Below are 19,101 nucleotides of genomic sequence, written 5' to 3'. Positions count from 1 at the left end.
ATAAACGGCAGTTCCTGCACCTGTAACAAAAGGCGTAACGGAACTGCACATTTACAGTGCGTGATTGCTACGACTTGCACCAATACAGATGGGTAGCCTGCTAAGAAAATGCAGGCTTTTGAGGGGTATTTCGCTGATCAGATCACGATCCTCAGACATTGCCCGGCGTGGTACAGCGAGAATCCTGCTTCATACAGGCAACTGCGCAGACCTGCGCCTGCCAGTGGCTGCATCGGCGCAAAAGGGATCGGCAAGGCTTGGGGATTCTGGTGACACAGGTAGTCGGCAAATGCCTTGCCGACCACGCTGCCTGTGGTCACACCGCGCCCGTTATAGCCGGTGACTGCGACCAGGCCGGGGGCAGGTTCGAACAGGCGCATCAGATGGTCTGGGGTAAACGCGATGCAGCCGGTCCAGGTGTATTCCCACTGCACCGATTTGAGATACGGGAAGTAGTGCTGCTGCACCCGATCGGCCCACGCCTTGAGGAACCAGGCGGGTTTCTGGTTGCCGTTGCCCAGGCTGCCCAGCAACAGGCGGCCATCGGCATCACGACGGATGCTGCTCAATACCTGGCGCGTGTCCCACGACCCCTGGCCACCAGGCAGGATTTGTCGGGCGGCATCATCGGTCAGCGGCGCCGAAGCCACCTGATAGTAATAGCCGGGGAAAAAATTGCGCCGCAACTCTGTCCATTCGCCTTCGGTGTAGGCGTTGGAGGCGATCACCACCTGAGCAGCCTGCACCGCGCCCTCAGCGGTCTGCACCGACCAGTCGGCACCCTGGCGTTCAAGCCGGGTGACCGGGGAATGGTCAAACAATTGCCCGCCCAGCGTTGCGGCGGCATTGGCCAAGCCCGTGGTGTAGGCCATGGGGTTCAGGGTGCCGGCCCGTCGATCGAGCAAGGCGGCGGATATTTTGCGGGTACCGGTGGCTTGCTCGCACGCCGGCCCGGTGAGTAACTCCACCGGCGCGCCACGGCGCTTCCATTGTTCTTCACGACTGCGCAAATCCGCCTCGCCACGGGCGTTGTGCGCCATGTGCAACGTACCCTCGCGGCGCAATTGGCAATCGATGTTGTATTTGTCGATCAGGCTGAACACCAGGGCCGGCGCTGCGCCCAACATGCGGTTGAGCTGGCTGCCCACCGCCGTGCCGAACCCGGCTTCGATCTCATCCGGCGGGATCCACAGGCCGGCATTGACCAAGCCGACGTTACGCCCCGAGCCGCCATGGCCGGTGCGATGGGCCTCCAGCACGGCAACGCTTTTACCCTGTTCCAGCAAATGGATGGCCGCCGACAAACCGGTGATGCCGGCGCCGATTACGCACACATCCACCTTGAGTGTGCCGCTGAGCGCGGCGCGATCTGGTCGGCTGGGGGTGAGGTGTTCCCATAAACATGTTTCGCGCAGTGCCATTGCCAGACTCCGATGAGACCTAACAAACAAATACTCTTTTGAATGGGAAACCCAATCACCTGTGGGAGCTGGCTTGCCTGCTCCCACATTGATCTCACTCCGACCTGAGGCTCAGTCGAACGTGATGCCTTGGGCCAACGGCAATTCCTGCGAGTAGTTCACGGTATTGGTCTGCCGGCGCATATACCCGCGCCAGGCATCCGAGCCCGACTCTCGCCCGCCGCCGGTCTCTTTCTCGCCACCGAAGGCACCGCCAATCTCCGCGCCGCTCGGGCCGATGTTGACGTTGGCAATCCCGCAATCACTGCCCACCGCCGACATGAATTGCTCGGCTTCACGCACGTCGGTGGTGAAGATGCATGACGACAGGCCCTGTGGCACCGCGTTATTCAGGCGCAGGGCTTCGGCGAAGTCGGTGTAGCCGACCACGTAGAGAATCGGCGCGAAGGTTTCGGTACACACCACGTCGCTTTGCTCGGGCATTTCCACAATTGCCGGCGAGACGTAGTAGGCGTTGGGAAATGTGTCTTGCAGTTGGCGCTTGCCGCCGAACACCTTGCCGCCCTCGCTCAAGGCTTGCTCCAGGGCGTCCTGCATGTTGTCAAAGCCCTGCTTGTCGATCAGTGGGCCGACCAGGTTGCCTTCCAGCGGGTGGCCGATGCGCACCTTGGAATAGGCCGCCTTGAGGCGGGTGACGATGTCTTCCTTGACCGACTCATGGGCGATCAACCGGCGCAACGTGGTGCAACGTTGGCCGGCGGTGCCGACGGCGCTGAACAGGATGGCGCGCACGGCCATGTCCAGGTCGGCGCTTGGCCCGAGGATCATCGCGTTGTTGCCACCCAGTTCGAGAATGCTGCGGGCGAAACGCGCCGCAACTTTCGGCGCCACTTCGCGGCCCATTCGGGTGCTGCCGGTGGCACTGATCAGGGCCACGCGCGGGTCGTCCACCAGCGCGGCGCCGGCGTCGCGGCCGCCGATGATCACCTGGCTCAGGTACTCGGGCGCATCGTCAAACTTGTTCAGTACGCGCTCGAACAACGCCTGGCAGGCCAGCGCGGTGAGCGGGGTCTTTTCCGAGGGTTTCCAGATCACTGCGTTGCCGCATACCAATGCCAGCGCGGTGTTCCATGCCCATACGGCCACCGGAAAGTTGAAGGCGCTGATCACCCCGACCACGCCCAGCGGGTGCCAGGTTTCACGCATATGGTGGCCTGGGCGTTCGGAGGCGATGGTCAAGCCGTACAACTGTCGGGACAGGCCCACGGCGAAGTCGCAGATGTCGATCATTTCCTGCACTTCACCCAAGCCTTCCTGAGTGATCTTGCCGGCTTCCCAGGACACCAGCTCGCCCAGGTCGGCCTTGTATTGGCGCAGTACATCGCCGAACTGGCGTACCAGCTCGCCGCGACGCGGGGCCGGCACTTTACGCCAGGCCTCAAATGCGTGCTCGGCACGACTGACCTGTTGCTCCACCTCGGCGGCGCCTTCCCAGTGCACACTGCCGATACGGCTGCCATCAATCGGCGAATGCACGGGCTGTTTGCCCGCCTGGTACAGCGCCGGGTTTACCCCGAGACGATCAAGCAATGCGGCAACCATGGGTCACTCCTTCAATCTGCGTACAAAAATTCGCGCCGCGACACGTGCGGCGATCCTGGCCCTATTTGTAGCTGGCCCAAGACTTGCCAACAAACGACGATTAGGCGAGATATCATTCCGTTTATTCATGCAAAGAACAAAAAGAGGCATGCCGTGCTGAACAAAAGACATTTGCCCTCGATCACCGCGCTGCAGTGCTTCGAAGCCGCTACCCGCCACCTGAGCTTCACCCGCGCTGCCGAAGAGCTGAACCTCACGCAAAGCGCCGTGAGCAAACAGGTGGCGCAGCTGGAAGAGTTGTTGCAGCACCTGCTGTTTCGCCGGGTGCGCCGCCGCTTGCAGATGACCCCGGCGGGCGACCTGTACCTGGTGGAAGTGCGCAAGATCCTCACCCAAGTGGAGATGTCTACCCATTACCTGCGCTCCTACGGCGGCGAGACTGAAGTGCTGCGTGTGTCCACGCCCTATACCTTCGGTGCGCGCTGGCTGGTGCCGCGCCTCAAGGGTTGGCGCCTGCGTCACCCGCAGATCCACCTGGACCTGTGCAACGAGCAAGCGCCGGATGAGCTGCTGCAAGGCAAGGCTGATATGGCGTTCTACTTCGGCCAGGGCGCGCGTCCGGGCACCGAGAGCCTGAAGCTGTTCAGCGAAGAACTTGTCCCGGTATGTTCGCCCGACAGCCTGCCCGCCCAGCCCTTCACCGATCCTACGCAACTGAGCGACCTGGTGCTGCTGCAAAACGCCTCGCGGCCCCAGGGCTGGCATGAATGGTTCGCCAGCCAGGGCTTTCATACCGAGCACAGCTACCATGGGCCGCGGTTCGACACGTTTTATATGTGCATTCGGGCGGCGCAGGTAGGTTGCGGCGTGGCGTTGTTGCCGCGTTTTCTGGTGGAGGAGGAATTGGCCGAGGGCAAGTTGGTGATCCCCTGGCGACATGCGATGCCGAGCCAGGATGCTTACTACCTGGCGTATCCTGAGCATTCGGCGGAAGTGCCCAAGGTGCGCGAATTTGTGAAGTGGATGATGGAGCAGGTGCTTTAGCGCCTGGAGAATCGCCATCGCAGGCAAGCCAGCTCCCACCGTTTGGAATGCATTTCAAATGTGGGAGCTGGCTTGCCTGCGATGGCGCCAGTGGCCTTACTGAAAAAATCACTGGCAATCCCCCACAGGTCTATGCGCCACTAACCCCCTTCCTCAATTGTGCGTAAAGGCCGGCCTCCATCGCCGACCCGTCTGGAGATTCCCGTTATGAGCGAGAGTGTGTTTGCCGATCGCATCGTGCAGAACCTGCTCGACACCGACTTCTACAAGCTGACCATGATGCAGGCGGTGCTGCACAACTACCCCAATGTGGAAGTTGAATGGGAGTTCCGTTGCCGTAACAGTGAAGACCTGCGCCCATACCTGGCGGAGATCCGCTACCAGATCGAACGCCTCGCCGAGTTAAGCCTGAGCCCCGACCAACTGGGCTTTCTGGAACGCATCAGCTTTATGAAGCCGGATTTTTTGCGCTTCCTCGGGCTGTTTCGCTTCAACCTGCGGTATGTGCAAACCGGCATCGAGAACGGCGAGTTATTTATCCGCCTGCGCGGGCCTTGGCTGCATGTGATCCTGTTTGAAGTGCCGATGCTGGCCATCGTCAGCGAAGTGCGTAACCGCTACCGCTACCAAACCGTAATCCTTGAACAGGCCCGCGAGCAGTTGTACCGCAAGTTCGATTGGCTGACGGCCAATGCCTCCAGCGATGAACTCTCGGAACTGCAAGTGGCCGACTTCGGTACGCGCCGCCGCTTCTCGTACCGGGTACAGGAAGAAGTAGTCAGCGTGCTCAAACATGACTTCCCTGGGCGCTTTGTCGGCACCAGCAACGTGCACCTGGCGCGTGAATTCGATATGAAGCCGCTGGGCACCATGGCCCATGAGTGGATCATGGCCCACCAGCAACTGGGCCCGCGCCTGATCGACAGCCAGATCGCCGCCCTGGATTGCTGGGTGCGCGAGTACCGTGGGCTGCTGGGTATCGCCCTGACCGATTGCATCACCACCGACGCCTTCCTCAGCGACTTCGATTTGTACTTCGCCAAGCTGTTCGATGGCCTGCGCCACGACTCCGGCGATCCGATTCAGTGGGCGGAAAAAGCCATCGCCCACTACCACAAGCTGGGCATCGAGCCGATGAGCAAGACCCTGGTGTTCTCCGACAGTCTGACGCTGCCCAAAGCATTGGAGATATTCCGTGCGTTGCGTGGTCGGATCAATGTGAGCTTTGGTATCGGCACCAACCTCACCTGCGACATTCCGGGGGTGGAACCGATGAGCATCGTGCTTAAAATGACCGCCTGCAATGGCCAGCCCGTCGCCAAGATTTCCGATGAAGCGGGCAAGACCCATTGCACCGACCCGAATTTTGTCGCCTATTTGCGTCACGTTTTCAAAGTACCTGCCCTTTCCAGCAAGGAGTGAATCATGCAAGCCGTACAGCGTGAGATTGCGCAGCAGCTCAAGGTCCAAGCGCCGTTCAAAGACCAGGCCAGCCTTGAAGCCGAGATTGCCCGACGCGTGACCTTTATCCAGGACTGCCTGCGCAATTCCGGGCTCAAGGCCCTGGTGCTGGGCATCAGCGGCGGCGTCGACTCCCTGACCGCCGGCCTGTTGGCCCAACGTGCGATGCAGGAACTGCGCGCCAGCACCGGTGATGAGGCGTACCGCTTTATCGCCGTGCGCCTGCCCTACGAAACCCAGTTTGACGAACACGACGCCCAGGCTTCGGTGGACTTTATCGAGCCGGATGAACGCCACACCGTCAACATCGGCCCGGCAGTGAAAGCCCTGGCCAATGAAGTGACCGCGTTTGAAGGCAGGCCCGCGGCGTCCCGCGACTTCGTACTGGGCAACACCAAGGCGCGTATGCGCATGGTGGCGCAGTACACCATCGCCGGCGCGGCCGGTGGGCTGGTGATCGGCACCGACCATGCGGCCGAAGCGGTGATGGGCTTCTACACCAAGTTCGGTGACGGGGCTTGCGACCTGGCGCCCTTGAGCGGGCTGGTGAAGCATCAGGTGCGGGCCATTGCCCGTCACTTTGGCGCGCCGGAATCGCTGGTGGAGAAGGTGCCGACCGCCGACCTCGAAGACCTGTCGCCGGGCAAGCCGGACGAAGCGTCACATGGCGTGACCTATGCCGAGATTGATGCCTTCCTGCACGGCGAGCCGGTGCGTGAAGAGGCGTTCAGGATTATCTGCGAGACCTATCGCAAGACAGAGCACAAGCGGGTCATGCCGTTTGCGCCTTGAGGTGAACCGATCGTTTTGCATTGATTGTCGAATCGCCATCGCAGGCAAGCCAGCTCCCACACTTGACCGTATTCCAACATGGGAATGCGGTCGAATGTGGGAGCTGGCTTGCCTGCGATGAACGATAACGCGGTGTTACTTCAGAACCACAGCACCTTTCATCATCGAGATGTGGCCTGGGAACGAGCAGAAGAAGCTGTATTTCTCATCGGCCTTCAGCTTGGAGACGTCGAAGGTCACCGAGTCTTTCTCGCCGGCACCGATGATCTTGGTGTGGGCGATGATGCGCTCATCACCGGCTTTCAGGTAATCCTTGTCGATCCCCGCAGCCATGCCGTCGGTTGCCACCGGTTGCATATTGGCTTCGGTAGTCAACACCCAGTTATGGCCCATCACGTTCTTGGGCAGGTTACCCGAATGAGTCAGCTCAACAGTGAACTGCTTGCAGCTCTTGTCGATGGTGATTTCTTTAGTGTTGAACGACATTTGGTCGGTGGAGTCGACAGTGACCTTGCACTCTGCAGCAAGCAACTGGCCGCTCGCCAGGGTCAGCAGGGAAACAGCAACGAGTTTGGCAAACATGTGAATCTCCAAGGCAGGGTTAGAAAACGCGTATTGCGACAAGGGTGCCTCAAGCAGGCTGAAGTTCTTATGATCTGCATCAACAGATTGTATACAACTTTAGGCTATCAGACTGATCAACACAATCAACCAGCCAAACTGCCGCACCCTGCCTATGATCGCCCCATCACTCACGGGAGTTCATGCCATGCACCTCAATCACCTGTTCAACGGCCTGCTGGCCGCCTACGCCTGCGGTAAGTGAAAGCAAAGCGCACCCTGAAGCTGCTACCATGACGACCCAAGGCAGCTGCGCGCCGCCCACCCTCACCTTCGACCCTAGAGGATCGCCCATGGCCAAACCTAATTACTCCTTCGCCAAACGTCAGAGAGACTTGGCCAAGGAACAGAAGAAAGAGGAAAAGCTGCAACGCAAGAAAGCCGCTGCAGACGAAGAAGCCGGCGCGCTGAACCCGGATGCGGAAGGTGAAGCAGCAACTGACGAGACCGAAACCCCGAAAGACCCGGCTGAATAAGCATTCCTGTAGGAGCGAGCTTGCTCGCGAAGAACGTCAACGATGACGAGGGTCGCCTGGATTAACGTGGCGCCCCAAGATCCTTCGCGAGCAAGCTCGCTCCTACAAAAATCGACAGCCCGCAGTCATTATTCCAACGGCATCACCGTCACCCGCACCTCCGGGTCATGGCTGCCTCCCCCCAGAATCACCCCACGCAACGGCGACACATCGGAAAAATCCCGGCCCCAGGCCAGGGTGATGTGCTCCAGTGCCGGCTGCACATTGTTGGTCGGATCGAAATCCACCCAGCCCAACCGCGGGCAAAACACCGAGACCCACGCATGGGACGCATCGGCGCCAATCAGCCGTGGCTGGCCGGGCGGCGGCTGGGTCAGCAGGTAGCCGCTGATATAGCGCGCCGCCAGGCCCCGTGAGCGCAGACAGGCGAGCATCAGGTGGGCGAAGTCCTGACACACGCCGCGACGGCGCTCCAGCACCTCCACCAGCGGCGTGGCGACCTGAGTGGCTTCGGCATCGAAGGTGAATTCGCTGAAAATCTTTTGCATCAATGCCTGCACGCCGACCAACAAAGGCTCGCCAGGCGGGAAGCAGCTTTGCGAGAACTCGACAAAGGTTTTTTTCAGATGCACGTAAGGCGATTCGAAGCGATAGCGGCAGGCTTCGATCACCTCCATCGACAGCGCCTGGCTGCTGTAGGTGAAGCTGTCACGGGTGCTGTCCCATGCGGGCGATTGCCGCAGGTCCAGCGAGGGACGCGCCAGCACTTCCACGGTCAATCCGGCATTGACCAGCAACTCATCATGCGGCCGCTCGAACGCCAGGCGCGTGATCGGGTTGCCGAACACGTCCAGCTCATCGCGGCGCGAAGAAGGCTGCGGGCTAATGTCCAGGGTTTGCCAGGTGCAACGCTGCCACGCACACGGCCGTGGCCACAAATGCGCCAACTGCTGGGCCAGGGATACCGGGCTGTCGTAGTGGTAATGGGTATCGTGAAAAATCTGATAGCGCGCACTCATCACACCGACACCGTTTGCTGGCTGACATCATCTACATGGGCAAAATGGCGCAGCGCCAGGCGGTCCGACACTTGCCCGCTCTCATCGGCGACCGCTTGCAGCAGGTCGGCCAGGCCATCCAGCGCGGCACGTACGCCGGGCTCGCCAAACAGCGGGTTCTCAAGGCACCCCAGGTCGAAGCGCCCCAGGCGCTCCACCAACGGCGCCAGGCCGGTTTCCCGAGGCACACCAAAATCATCATTGAGGCGACGCACGGTGCGGCTCACCAACTTGAGCTGAAACAACACCGCGTGGGGGTTCTGCTCATCGAGCAACAACAGGTCGAGCACCGGAATCAGTTGCGGCACCGCCAGGTAGCGCGAGCGATAGGTGATGCTGCTGTTGCCCAGCTCCAGCAACCACTCCAGCCCCGCCTGATCGAACACCGCCACGCCACGCAGGAACGCGGCCAGGCTGGTACTGAGAAATTGCAGACGCTCAATGCGCCGGCCCATCATCAAAAAGCGCCAGCCTTCATCGCGGGTCATATCATCCAGGGCAAACCCGGACAGCGCCGCTAAAGACATTACCAAGCGATTGAGAAAATCCAGCAGCTCGCCAAAGTCCGGGGTTTGGCTTTCCAGTTCCATGGCTTCGCGTTGCAGCTCTACCAGGGCCTGCCAGTTTTCCCGAGACAGCTTGCCGCGCACCTGGGACGCGGCCCACTGCAAGCGCTGCAAATTGGCGCGCAGGCTGGAGGGCCAGTCATCGCCGAGCAAGGCCGCAAGCAGACGCTCCGGCAACTCGCCCTCCTCCGGCAACAGATGCAGGCTTTCACCCAGCTCGACCGCCGCCTGCAATGCCAACGGATCATCGCCGTCGACATAGCGCGCCAGCACGACGCGCAGCCAGCGCGCACTGTCATCACAGCGTTCGCAATAACGGCCAAACCAGAACAGGTTTTCCACCACCCGCGACGGCAAATACGGGTCGCGGCGCACCAGATCGTGGACGCCAATGGCGCGCTGGGCACGCCACTGTTCACCGGCGCTGACGCGCTCGCCGAGCACCCAGGTGTCCTTGCTGGCACCGCCGCGTTGCATCGATACCACTTCGGCATCGGCGTCGGCGGCCACACGGGTCAGGCCACCGGGCAACACGCGATAGCCCTCGGCGCTGGCCACCGCGTACACGCGCATACCGATGGCGCGGTGTTGCAGATGGTCCTCCTCGGTGTGCCAAACCGGCGCCTGGGACAGTTGCGCCAGCTCCTGGGCGACATAGGCGTAAGGCCGTGCGCGCATACGCTCGGCCAGGGTCTGGCGCTGCTGTTCGTTCAAGTCACGGCCAAAAACCGGGGCGAAACTTTGCGAGGGAAACGCCGGTTTGATTAGCAGCTCCGGGAGCTTCTCCAGTGCCTCGGCCAGTACCGGTGCCTCGCCGCACCACCAGGTGGCAATCGACGGCAGGATCAGCGCTTCACCGAACAAGAACTCGTTGATCTTCGGCAGGAACCCCAACAAGCCCGGCGACTCCAGCACGCCGCTGCCCAGGGCATTGGCCACCAGCACATTGCCCTGGCGCACAGCGTCGAGCAGGCCGGGCACGCCCAGGGCCGAGTCGGTACGCAGTTCCAGAGGGTCGCAAAAATCGTCATCCAGGCGGCGCATGATCGCGTGGACTCGGCGCAGCCCGCTGAGGGTTTTCAGGAACACCGTGCTGTCGCGCACGGTAAGGTCGCCGCCCTCCACCAGTGGGTAGCCAAGCTGGCGCGCAAGATAAAGATGTTCGAAATAGCTCTCGTTGAAACGCCCCGGCGTCAGCAGCACGATCAGCGGCGGCTGGTCATCGCCGGGCGCCTGGCGGGCCAGGGTTTCCTGCAGGGTGCGGAAGAAACCGGTGAGGTGCTGCACCTGCAAGTCACGGTATAGATCCGGGAAAGCACGGGACACGATGGTGCGGTTTTCCAGGGCGTAGCCGGCACCCGACGGTGCCTGGGTACGGTCAGCGGTGACCCACCAACGGCCATCGGGCGTGCGCGCCAGGTCCACGGCGTACAGGTGCAAAAAAGCACCGTCCGGCGGCTGGATCCCCTGGCACGGCCATAGAAAGTTGTTATGCCCAAATACCAGCTCGGCAGGCAGCAGCCCCTCTTTGATGAGGCGTTGCGGGCCATAGAGGTCGGCGAGTACCGCATTGAGCAGACGCGCGCGCTGGGCGATACCGGCCGACAACTGCCGCCATTCATCAGCGGCCAGCACATGGGGCAGCAGGTCCAGTTCCCACGGGCGATCAGCGCCCTTGGGGTCGGCGTAGACGTTATAGGTCACGCCGTTTTCCTGGATCTGGCGGGTCAGCAATGCCTGACGCTGGGCCAGTTGTGCGGGCGTACTGCGTTGCAGGTGGTCAAGCAGGCGCTGCCAATGGGCACGCACCGCGCCGCTGTCATCCAGCAGTTCGTGATAGGTGCCCGCGGTGAGCGGGTAACGGTCGAGCAAGTCGGACATGGAACGCTCGGCAGAGGCAAGGGAAGTCAGGTTAACTCAAATTCACTACGGTCTAGTGTGGGAGGGGGCTTGCTCCCGATTGCGGCGCATCAGTGACAAATGTGCTGACTGACACTCTGCTATCGGGAGCAAGCCCCCTCCCACATTTGATCGCGTTCACTCATTTTTATTGGGGAAACGGCGTAAATCCAGGATCATGGGCAACTCATCGTTCACCTCTACACTCGGCACAGAGAGCTTGCCCGGGCTATGCCCCAACCGGAAAAACCGCGCCATCCGCCGGCTCTCTGCCTCATTGGCATTCACCGGCAAGCTGTCGTAATTACGCCCACCCGGATGCGCCACGTGGTATTGGCAGCCGCCCAGCGAACGCTGCATCCAGGTGTCGAGCAGGTCGAACACTAACGGCGCATGTACCGCGATGGTCGGTTGCAGGCAATTGGCCGGTTGCCAGGCGCGGTAACGCACACCGGCAACAAACTCTCCCACTCGACCGGTCGGTTGCAGCGGCACGGGTATGCCATTGCAGGTCAGCAAGTAGCGTTGCGGCGGCAGGCCACTCAACTTCACTTGCAGGCGCTCCAGAGACGAATCCACATAACGCACCGTGCCGCCCACCGCGCCCTCCTCGCCCAGCACATGCCAGGGTTCCAGGGCCTGGCGCAGTTCCAGTTCGATACCGCTGACGGCGTAATCGCCCACCTTGGGAAAGCGGAACTCCAGGTGCGCGGCAAACCATTCGGCACGCAGCGGGTAACCGGCAGCGTTGAGCTCGACAATGACGTCGGCAAAGTCTTGCTCAATAAAGTGCGGCAACAAAAAACGGTCGTGTAACTCAGTGCCCCAACGCGCCAGCTTCGGCGGCGCATAAGGCTCGCGCCAGAACCGAGCCACCAGCGCGCGCAACAGCAACTGCTGAGTCAGGCTCATGCGCGCATGGGGCGGCATTTCAAAGGCACGTAATTCCAGCAAGCCCAGGCGGCCCGTGGCGCCGTCAGGTGAGTAAAGTTTGTCGATACAGAACTCGGCGCGATGGGTGTTGCCGGTCACGTCGATCAGCAAGTTGCGCAGCAGCCGGTCCACCAACCAAGGCGGGCATTCCTCACCCGGTGCCGGCATCTGCGCGAAGGCGATTTCCAGTTCATACAGCGCATCGTTGCGCGCCTCATCCACCCGTGGCGCCTGGGAGGTCGGGCCGATAAACAGCCCGGAAAACAGGTAGGACAACGACGGATGGTTATGCCAGTAACTGATCAGGCTGCGCAGCAGATCGGGGCGACGCAGAAACGGCGAGTCTTTGGGCGTCGCACCGCCGAGGACGAAATGGTTACCGCCGCCGGTACCGGTGTGGCGCCCGTCGATCATGAACTTTTCGGTGGTCAGGCGGGTTTGCCGGGCTTCTTCGTAAAGAAATTCGGTGCGTTCCACCAACTCATCCCAGGTGGCGGATGGCTGCACGTTGACCTCAATCACACCCGGGTCCGGCGTCACCCGGAAATTGCTCAGGCGTGTATCGGCGGGTGGCTCGTAGCCTTCCAGCAACACGGGGCAATGCAGCGCCTGGGCGGTGGCCTCGATGGCCGTCACCAGCTCCAGATAATCCTCGACGCGCTCCAGCGGCGGCATAAACAGGTACAGGCGCCCTTTCCGCGCTTCGGCGCACAGCGCAGTGCGAGTCAGCCAATCGGCGGATTCGTCGACCTTCGGCACGCGCTCATCACTGGGGGCCGGCTCGCCGTGGCTGTGCAGTTGCGCGGTAGTGGGCAGAGGCGGCTGATCCTGGTTCGGGTCGGTCGGGTGTACGAATGGATACTCCGCTGCTGTCACCCACGGCTGGGAAGCCAGCGGTAGGCGATAACCCAACGGTGAATCGCCCGGCACCAGGCGGCAGTGGTCATCGCGCAAGTACCAGCGCCCACTCTGCCAACGATCATTGGCGGCGGTGCGCGCCAACGGCAGCACTTGGCCGATGACCTTGTCCAGGCCCTGGCCGAAGACTTTGCGCAGGCGTTCGCGCTCCAGTTCGTCGCTCAAGCGCGGGTCCTGGGCGCTAACGTTTTGCGGCAGTGAGCCTTCGCGCCACAGGTAGTAGAAGTTGTCTTCAAAGGCGGGGAACACAAAGCGTGCCGGCAACTTCAGACGCTCGGCAACGCTGGCCAGGAAGCGTCCGGCCATCGCGCCGTCAGCCCCATAGTCCTCTTGCTCATCGGCGATCAACGCACTGTTGTGCCAGATCGGCGCCCCATCGCGGCGCCAGTAGCAATTGAGCGACCAACGCGGCAGCTGCTCGCCGGGATACCACTTGCCCTGGCCGAAATGCACCAGGCCCTGGGGCGCATAGTGCTGACGCAGACGCTGGAACAGCTCGGCGGACAGGCGGCGCTTGTCCGGCCCCAGAGCGGCGGTGTTCCACTCGGCGCTGTCGGGGTCGTCGATGGACACGAAGGTCGGCTCACCGCCCATGGTCAGGCGCACGTCGTGCTTGAGCAGGTCGCCGTCAATTTGCCGCCCCAGCGCCTGGATCGCCAGCCATTGTTCTTCGGTGTAGGGTTTGGTTACCCGAGGGGCCTCCCATATACGCTCCACCGACATCTCATGGGTGAACTCGCACTCGCACGGCTCCACCAACCCACTGATCGGCGCGGCAGACGATGGATCGGGGCTGCAAGCCAATGGGATGTGCCCTTCACCGGCAAATAAACCGGAGGTGGCATCCAGGCCGATCCAGCCGGCGCCAGGCAAATACACCTCGCACCAGGCGTGCAGATCGGTGAAGTCCACTTCGGTGCCGGAGGGGCCATCCAGTGCTTTGACGTCAGCGGTGAGTTGAATCAGATAACCGGAGACAAATCGCGCTGCCAGCCCCAGGTTACGCAGCAATTGCACCAACAGCCAGGCTGAATCGCGGCAGGAGCCGGAAGCGTTTTCCAGGGTGAATTCCGGGGTTTGCACGCCCGGTTCCATACGAATCAGGTAGCCGATATCGGCGGCCAGGCGCTGGTTCAACCCGACCAGGAAATCCACCGCTGGCAAGGGTGTGCGGTCAATGCCGGCCAGGTAAGCGGCAAACTTCGGCGTCAGCGGCAGGGTTTCCAGGTACGGCGCCAGCTCGCGTTGCTCATCGGCGGCGTAACTGAAGGGGATTTTTTCGGCGTAGGGTTCGAGGAAAAAGTCGAACGGGTTGAACACCGCCATCTCGGCGACCAAATCGACTTCGATGCGCAGCTGGTCAGTTTTTTCCGGGAACACCAGGCGCGCCAGGTAATTGCCCTGAGGGTCTTGCTGCCAATTGATGAAATGCTGCTCGGGCAGCACTTTCAGCGCGTAAGACAAGATCCGCGTGCGGCTATGGGCCGCCGGGCGCAAGCGCACGATCTGAGGGCCGAGTTCGACAGCACGGTCGTAGCGGTAATGCGTAACGTGGTGCAACGCGACATGAATCGACACGGCGGCCTCCTGCGAGCCTGGGCATGGGCACAACCTGCGCAAGACTTATGCCAGCGCGGCAGTCATTGCGCTTTAGCGTGGAACCCGGTGCAGTACAGCACCAAAACGGCGCCTGCGTTGCCGGCATGGTGCAGGCGCTGCACACATTTGTAGCGCCAGGTTGAGTGCAGGTGGTGAATCTACCCAATCAACGGGCTTTGCGCTTTGCGATTGCGGCTTGGCGCAGATGGCGTATCTCGGACAGTTTTTTGCGCATTTCGCGGTGGCGCTTGCTGTTGAGCAGCAGTAACCCCAACAGCGGAACGAGTACAGCCGAGCCATAGACCAGCTTGTTGAGATCGTATTGAATCATTGGCAGTGCGAACAACAGACAAGCGCCCAAGTACGCCGCTACCAGCCGCGTAGCCCAGGGATAGCCGCGTGCGATCATGACGTTGCCAAAGACAAGAGCTGCCACTAGCACCAGGATCGCGCCTACTGAATAGTTGGCCTTGAGCGCAGGATCAACACCGCGCAAATAGGTCACGCCAGCCATGGAAACCGCAGCTGAGCCGGAGAAGATCGCCATGAAAATCGTCCCCATGAATACGGGGAAATAGCGCGCCAGGAATCTGTTTATCGAAGGCGGCTCCTTCACATGCGACTACTCGATCTGACGGTTGATTTGACAGACTGCCGAATGCGACGGATTCCCACGAGTTTCGTGCGCATCTCTCGTTGAACCTTGCTATTAAGTGTCAATAATCCGAGCAATGGGAATAACAGCGCCAACCCATAAAGAACTTTGTGAGGCTGGAATTGAACCATCGGAACTACAAACAGTAGACAAGCGACGTAGATACCGACCATTACCCACACCCACGAGGGTCGGCCCCGCAAAATCATAAAGTTGCTATGGACCGTCAACAGAATGAGCAGCGCCCCGACCAACATGATCTTGAGCCCCACTTGAGCCAGCGGCACATCACGAAAATAAGTGACGAACGCCAGCGCCACAGCCAATGCCAAAGAAAAACACGCAGCAAATACGCCGCCCATAAACGTCAGAAAGTATTGCCTGAAAAAGTCGCGTAGCGTCATTAACTCGTTCATTCGTTTATTTCCTCGTACAACCCTATCGCTATGGTATTGACGTTTCCGGAGTACGCACTCCCGCCAAATCCTATGCTTGCGCCCAGGACGTCTTTGATCTGGGTAGTGGTGCTGTGCTTAAGCTGCGTAGGGGTAAAACGCTTGGTGAGTTCACCCGACGCCTGCTTCAATTTGAGCATCTTCGCAGTCAAGCTGGGATGGTTGATGCTCAGCAGTTCTTTCGTCAGCTTGGCTCTTTCCTGGCGATTCAACCCGCGAAGCACGTCACGCAGACTCTTGCCCGTCGATGCTTTGGCGGCCCTGACCAGCTTGACCGTCGTCAGGGCCGAAGCGCTCACGCCTACCAGTGATACTGCGTCCAGCACAATAGAAGCATTCTGGTACCAGCCCTCACTGTCGAGCCAATCCTTTACCTCAGGCTTGGCGACCTCCAGCGCTGTTCGAGCAATGCCGTTGAAACACTGAAGCATACTTGCGCCGGCAGCCGCATACCCCACCACAACGATGACGGAACTGGCCCCGGCACTGAAAGGCACCAGAATTGTTCCACTGGCGATCGCAGCCCAACTGATGACAGCCCCAAAGCAGGAGACTCCGGTATTCACAGCTTCGCCAATCAGTCGCGATTCTCGAGGATTGCTCACGACATGTTGAGCAAACTGCGTTGGCGCAATGTACTTCTGCGCTTCACGCAAAATGATGCGCTTGGGCCTGATGCTGCAGATGGGCTTGAATTCGCGCAGGGTAATGACGTTGAAGTCGGCGTCGATGTATACGACGCCTGCGCCAACGATACCTGGATCGGCGTCGATGGCCGCAAACAGGCGCGGCAGGTTGATCTGGCCTTCAATGCGCTGGCGCGCCATGAACTGGGAACGGTTGGAGTCCATGCCGATGTTGAGCAAGGGGTTGCCCATGAGGTGTTCTTCCTTGAAAGGGTGGAGACTGGAGTGACGCTATCGGGGGCAAGCCCCCTCCCACATTCGAATGCATTCTCACGCTGGAACTCAGTCAAGTGTGGGAGTGGGGCTTGCCCCCGATAGCAATCTAATGGGCGCCACCTTACCAAACAGCCTCACCTCCGACCAGAAAGCAAAACGCCAGCACGAGGCTGGCGCTTTGCATTTCAGGTGTCGATCAACGCGGCACAACCGGCTTGCGCGTAGGCTTGCCGCCCTTGCCCTTGGCCGCATCGCTGCGCTCTTTGGCCGCCTGCTTATTGCGCGCCTGGGCCGCAGCCTTGGCTTGCTCACGCTTGTCCCACGGGTTGCTGCCGTCGCTGCCACGAGGCGGCAGGCCGGTGTGCTGGGTGAGGATCCTGGTGGTGGTTTCCTTGGCGACCTTATGGCTGCCCGCCGGCGTCGAGTTCTTGCGCCGGGCGCTCTGGTAGCTGTCGGTGGACGGCTGATGCAGCGGGATCAGTTGGTCCTTGCCCGACCCGATCAGGTCGGCGCGGCCCATGCGGGTCAATGCTTCACGCAGCATCGGCCAGCCTTTCGGATCGTGGTAGCGCAGGAACGCCTTGTGCAGGCGGCGCTGCTCCTCGCTCTTGACGATGGTCACCGCGTCGCTCTTGTAGGTGACCTTGCGCAGCGGGTTCTTGCCCGAGTGGTACATCGCGGTGGCGGTGGCCATCGGCGACGGGTAGAACGCCTGCACCTGGTCGGCACGGAAGCCGTTGCCCTTGAGCCAAAGGGCCAGGTTCATCATGTCTTCATCGGTAGTGCCCGGGTGGGCGGCGATGAAGTAAGGGATCAGGTACTGCTCCTTGCCCGCTTCCTTGGTGTACTTCTCGAACATGCGCTTGAACTTGTCATAGCTGCCAATGCCCGGCTTCATCATCTGGTTGAGCGGACCTTCCTCGGTATGTTCCGGGGCGATCTTGAGGTAACCACCCACGTGGTGGGTCACCAGCTCCTTGACGTATTCAGGCGACTCGACGGCCAGGTCGTAGCGCAGGCCGGAAGCGATCAGGATCTTCTTCACACCCGGCAACGCACGAGCGCTGCGGTACAGCTGGATCAAGGAGGAGTGGTCGGTGTTCAGGTTCGGGCAGATGCCAGGGAACACGCACGACGGCTTGCGGCACGCGGATTCGATTTCCGGGCTCTTGCAGGCAATGCGGTACATGTTCGCAGTCGGGCCGCCGAGGTCGGAGATCACCCCGGTAAAGCCCGGCACCTTGTCGCGGATCTCTTCGATTTCGCGAATGATCGACTCTTCGGAACGGTTCTGGATGATGCGGCCTTCGTGCTCGGTGATCGAGCAGAAGGTGCAGCCGCCGAAGCAGCCACGCATGATGTTCACCGAGAAGCGGATCATGTCGTAGGCCGGAATCTTTTCCTTGCCGTATGCCGGGTGCGGCACGCGGGCGTAAGGCATACCGAACACGTAGTCCATTTCTTCGGTAGTCATGGGAATGGGCGGCGGGTTGAACCACACGTCCACTTCACCGTGCTTCTGCACCAGGGCACGGGCGTTGCCTGGGTTGGTTTCCAGGTGCAACACGCGGTTGGCGTGGGCGTAGAGCACCGCGTCGCCGCGGACTTTTTCCACCGATGGCAGGCGGATCACGGTCTTGTCACGGGTCATGCGCGGGCTGGCCAGGATCTGCACAACCTTGGCTTCTTCCGGATCGTCGACTGGACCTTTTTCCTGCTCGATGGCGCAGGCCTGGGTGTCCTGGGTATTCACATACGGGTTGATGATCTTGTCGATCTTGCCTGGACGGTCGATACGCGTGGAATCCACTTCGTACCAACCGGCCGGCGTATCACGGCGGATGAACGCGGTACCGCGCACATCGGTGATGTCTTCGATCTTGTGGCCCCACGACAGGCGCTGGGCGACTTCGACGATGGCCCGCTCGGCGTTGCCGTACAGCAGGATATCGGCAGTGGCATCGATCAGGATCGAGTTGCGCACGCGGTCCTGCCAGTAGTCGTAGTGGGCGATACGGCGCAGGGAAGCTTCAATGCCGCCAAGCACGATCGGCACGTTCTTGTAGGCTTCCTTGCAACGCTGGCTGTACACCAGGCTCGCACGGTCCGGGCGTTTGCCGGCCATGCCGCCTGGAGTGTAGGCGTCGTCGGAGCGGATTTTCTTGTCGGCGGTGTAGCGGTTGATCATCGAGTCCATGTTGCCGGCCGCGACGCCGAAGAACAGGTTCGGCTCGCCGAGCTTCATGAAGTCGTCTTTGGACTGCCAGTTCGGCTGCGCAATGATCCCGACGCGAAAGCCCTGGGACTCCAGCAGCCGGCCGATGATCGCCATACCGAACGATGGATGGTCAACGTAGGCATCACCGGTGACGATGATGATGTCGCATGAATCCCAGCCAAGCTGATCCATCTCCTCCCTGCTCATCGGCAGGAATGGCGCAGGACCGAAACATTCGGCCCAGTACTTGGGATAGTCAAATAACGGCTTGGCTGTTTGCATGACGGTGACCGGTGTTGAGATGAAAAATCGCGGGCGCGGAATATAGCACAAATTTTGACCAATTCCGACGGCCATGGTCGGAAATATCCGTGCCCGGTTCATACCGCCAAGGGCTGCCCTTGTCCAAAGATGTATGTACCCCTCCCTCCAACATTGCCCGCTCTAACGTTGCTCAATCTTTGACGCAACGAGCACAGAC

At 60.8% G+C, this 19,101-nt stretch carries 14 protein-coding genes; 4 read left to right on the top strand and 10 right to left on the bottom strand.

Features of this window, described 5'->3' with window-relative positions; genetic code table 11:
* Positions 1 to 137 precede the first annotated feature (137 nt).
* Together amaA and amaB are read right to left on the bottom strand one after the other, a co-directional pair.
* Complete coding sequence (gene amaA, locus JFT63_RS27905; RefSeq protein ID WP_198708456.1) at positions 138 to 1,421, bottom strand: L-pipecolate oxidase; 1,284 nt, start codon at positions 1,419 to 1,421, stop codon at positions 138 to 140.
* Positions 1,422 to 1,532: 111 nt separating this feature from the next.
* Positions 1,533 to 3,023: an L-piperidine-6-carboxylate dehydrogenase gene (gene amaB, locus JFT63_RS27900; protein WP_198845205.1), complete on the bottom strand. Its 1,491-nt coding sequence runs from the start codon at positions 3,021 to 3,023 to the stop codon at positions 1,533 to 1,535.
* A gap of 153 nt (positions 3,024 to 3,176) precedes the next feature.
* Here amaB and JFT63_RS27895 point away from each other — a divergent pair, with 153 nt between their 5' ends.
* From JFT63_RS27895 to nadE, 3 genes are all read left to right on the top strand, one after another.
* Positions 3,177 to 4,067: a LysR family transcriptional regulator gene (locus tag JFT63_RS27895; protein ID WP_198845204.1), complete on the top strand. Its 891-nt coding sequence runs from the start codon at positions 3,177 to 3,179 to the stop codon at positions 4,065 to 4,067.
* Between the two features lie 207 nt (positions 4,068 to 4,274).
* The gene (gene pncB, locus JFT63_RS27890) at positions 4,275 to 5,489 is read left to right on the top strand and encodes a nicotinate phosphoribosyltransferase (protein WP_057702604.1); all 1,215 of its coding nucleotides are present in this window, start codon (positions 4,275 to 4,277) and stop codon (positions 5,487 to 5,489) included.
* A 3-nt stretch (positions 5,490 to 5,492) separates the two neighbouring features.
* On the top strand, positions 5,493 to 6,320 hold the full coding sequence (nadE, locus tag JFT63_RS27885; protein ID WP_198708455.1) for an ammonia-dependent NAD(+) synthetase: 828 nt from the start codon (positions 5,493 to 5,495) through the stop codon (positions 6,318 to 6,320).
* Positions 6,321 to 6,455: 135 nt separating this feature from the next.
* Here nadE and azu read toward each other — a convergent pair whose 3' ends face one another.
* Positions 6,456 to 6,902, bottom strand: a complete 447-nt coding sequence (gene azu, locus JFT63_RS27880) for an azurin (RefSeq protein WP_003188091.1) — start codon at positions 6,900 to 6,902, stop codon at positions 6,456 to 6,458.
* A 332-nt stretch (positions 6,903 to 7,234) separates the two neighbouring features.
* On the opposite strand from azu, the gene JFT63_RS27875 reads away from it, so the two are divergent.
* The gene (locus JFT63_RS27875; RefSeq protein ID WP_005784271.1) at positions 7,235 to 7,417 is read left to right on the top strand and encodes a hypothetical protein; all 183 of its coding nucleotides are present in this window, start codon (positions 7,235 to 7,237) and stop codon (positions 7,415 to 7,417) included.
* Between the two features lie 128 nt (positions 7,418 to 7,545).
* Here the strand turns inward: JFT63_RS27875 and JFT63_RS27870 are convergent, their stop codons facing one another.
* The 7 genes from JFT63_RS27870 to JFT63_RS27840 form a co-directional block, all read right to left on the bottom strand.
* Positions 7,546 to 8,436 carry a transglutaminase family protein gene (locus JFT63_RS27870; RefSeq protein ID WP_198845203.1) on the bottom strand — a complete coding sequence of 297 codons (891 nt, stop codon included), beginning with the start codon at positions 8,434 to 8,436 and terminating at the stop codon, positions 7,546 to 7,548.
* Positions 8,436 to 10,922 carry a circularly permuted type 2 ATP-grasp protein gene (locus tag JFT63_RS27865; RefSeq protein WP_198845202.1) on the bottom strand — a complete coding sequence of 829 codons (2,487 nt, stop codon included), beginning with the start codon at positions 10,920 to 10,922 and terminating at the stop codon, positions 8,436 to 8,438. The genes JFT63_RS27870 and JFT63_RS27865 overlap by 1 nt, the downstream gene beginning before the upstream one ends.
* Before the next feature lie 156 nt (positions 10,923 to 11,078).
* The gene (locus tag JFT63_RS27860) at positions 11,079 to 14,369 is read right to left on the bottom strand and encodes a transglutaminase family protein (RefSeq protein ID WP_198845201.1); all 3,291 of its coding nucleotides are present in this window, start codon (positions 14,367 to 14,369) and stop codon (positions 11,079 to 11,081) included.
* A gap of 187 nt (positions 14,370 to 14,556) precedes the next feature.
* Positions 14,557 to 14,952, bottom strand: coding sequence for a hypothetical protein (locus JFT63_RS27855; protein WP_057702598.1), 396 nt, complete (start codon positions 14,950 to 14,952; stop codon positions 14,557 to 14,559).
* 50 nt (positions 14,953 to 15,002) lie between these two features.
* Positions 15,003 to 15,461, bottom strand: coding sequence for a hypothetical protein (locus JFT63_RS27850; protein WP_186562760.1), 459 nt, complete (start codon positions 15,459 to 15,461; stop codon positions 15,003 to 15,005).
* Complete coding sequence (locus JFT63_RS27845) at positions 15,458 to 16,378, bottom strand: hypothetical protein (RefSeq protein ID WP_057702596.1); 921 nt, start codon at positions 16,376 to 16,378, stop codon at positions 15,458 to 15,460. Before JFT63_RS27845 ends, JFT63_RS27850 begins: the two co-directional genes overlap by 4 nt.
* Positions 16,379 to 16,598: 220 nt before the next feature.
* Positions 16,599 to 18,902, bottom strand: coding sequence for a YgiQ family radical SAM protein (locus tag JFT63_RS27840; protein WP_034125867.1), 2,304 nt, complete (start codon positions 18,900 to 18,902; stop codon positions 16,599 to 16,601).
* Positions 18,903 to 19,101 lie beyond the last annotated feature (199 nt).

This window comes from Pseudomonas sp. MF7453 (assembly GCF_016405455.1).
GTDB classification, from domain to species: Bacteria; Pseudomonadota; Gammaproteobacteria; order Pseudomonadales; family Pseudomonadaceae; genus Aquipseudomonas; species Aquipseudomonas paralactis.
Note: the sequence above shows the minus strand (reverse complement) of the source record. Positions and strands in the feature narration are given on the sequence as shown.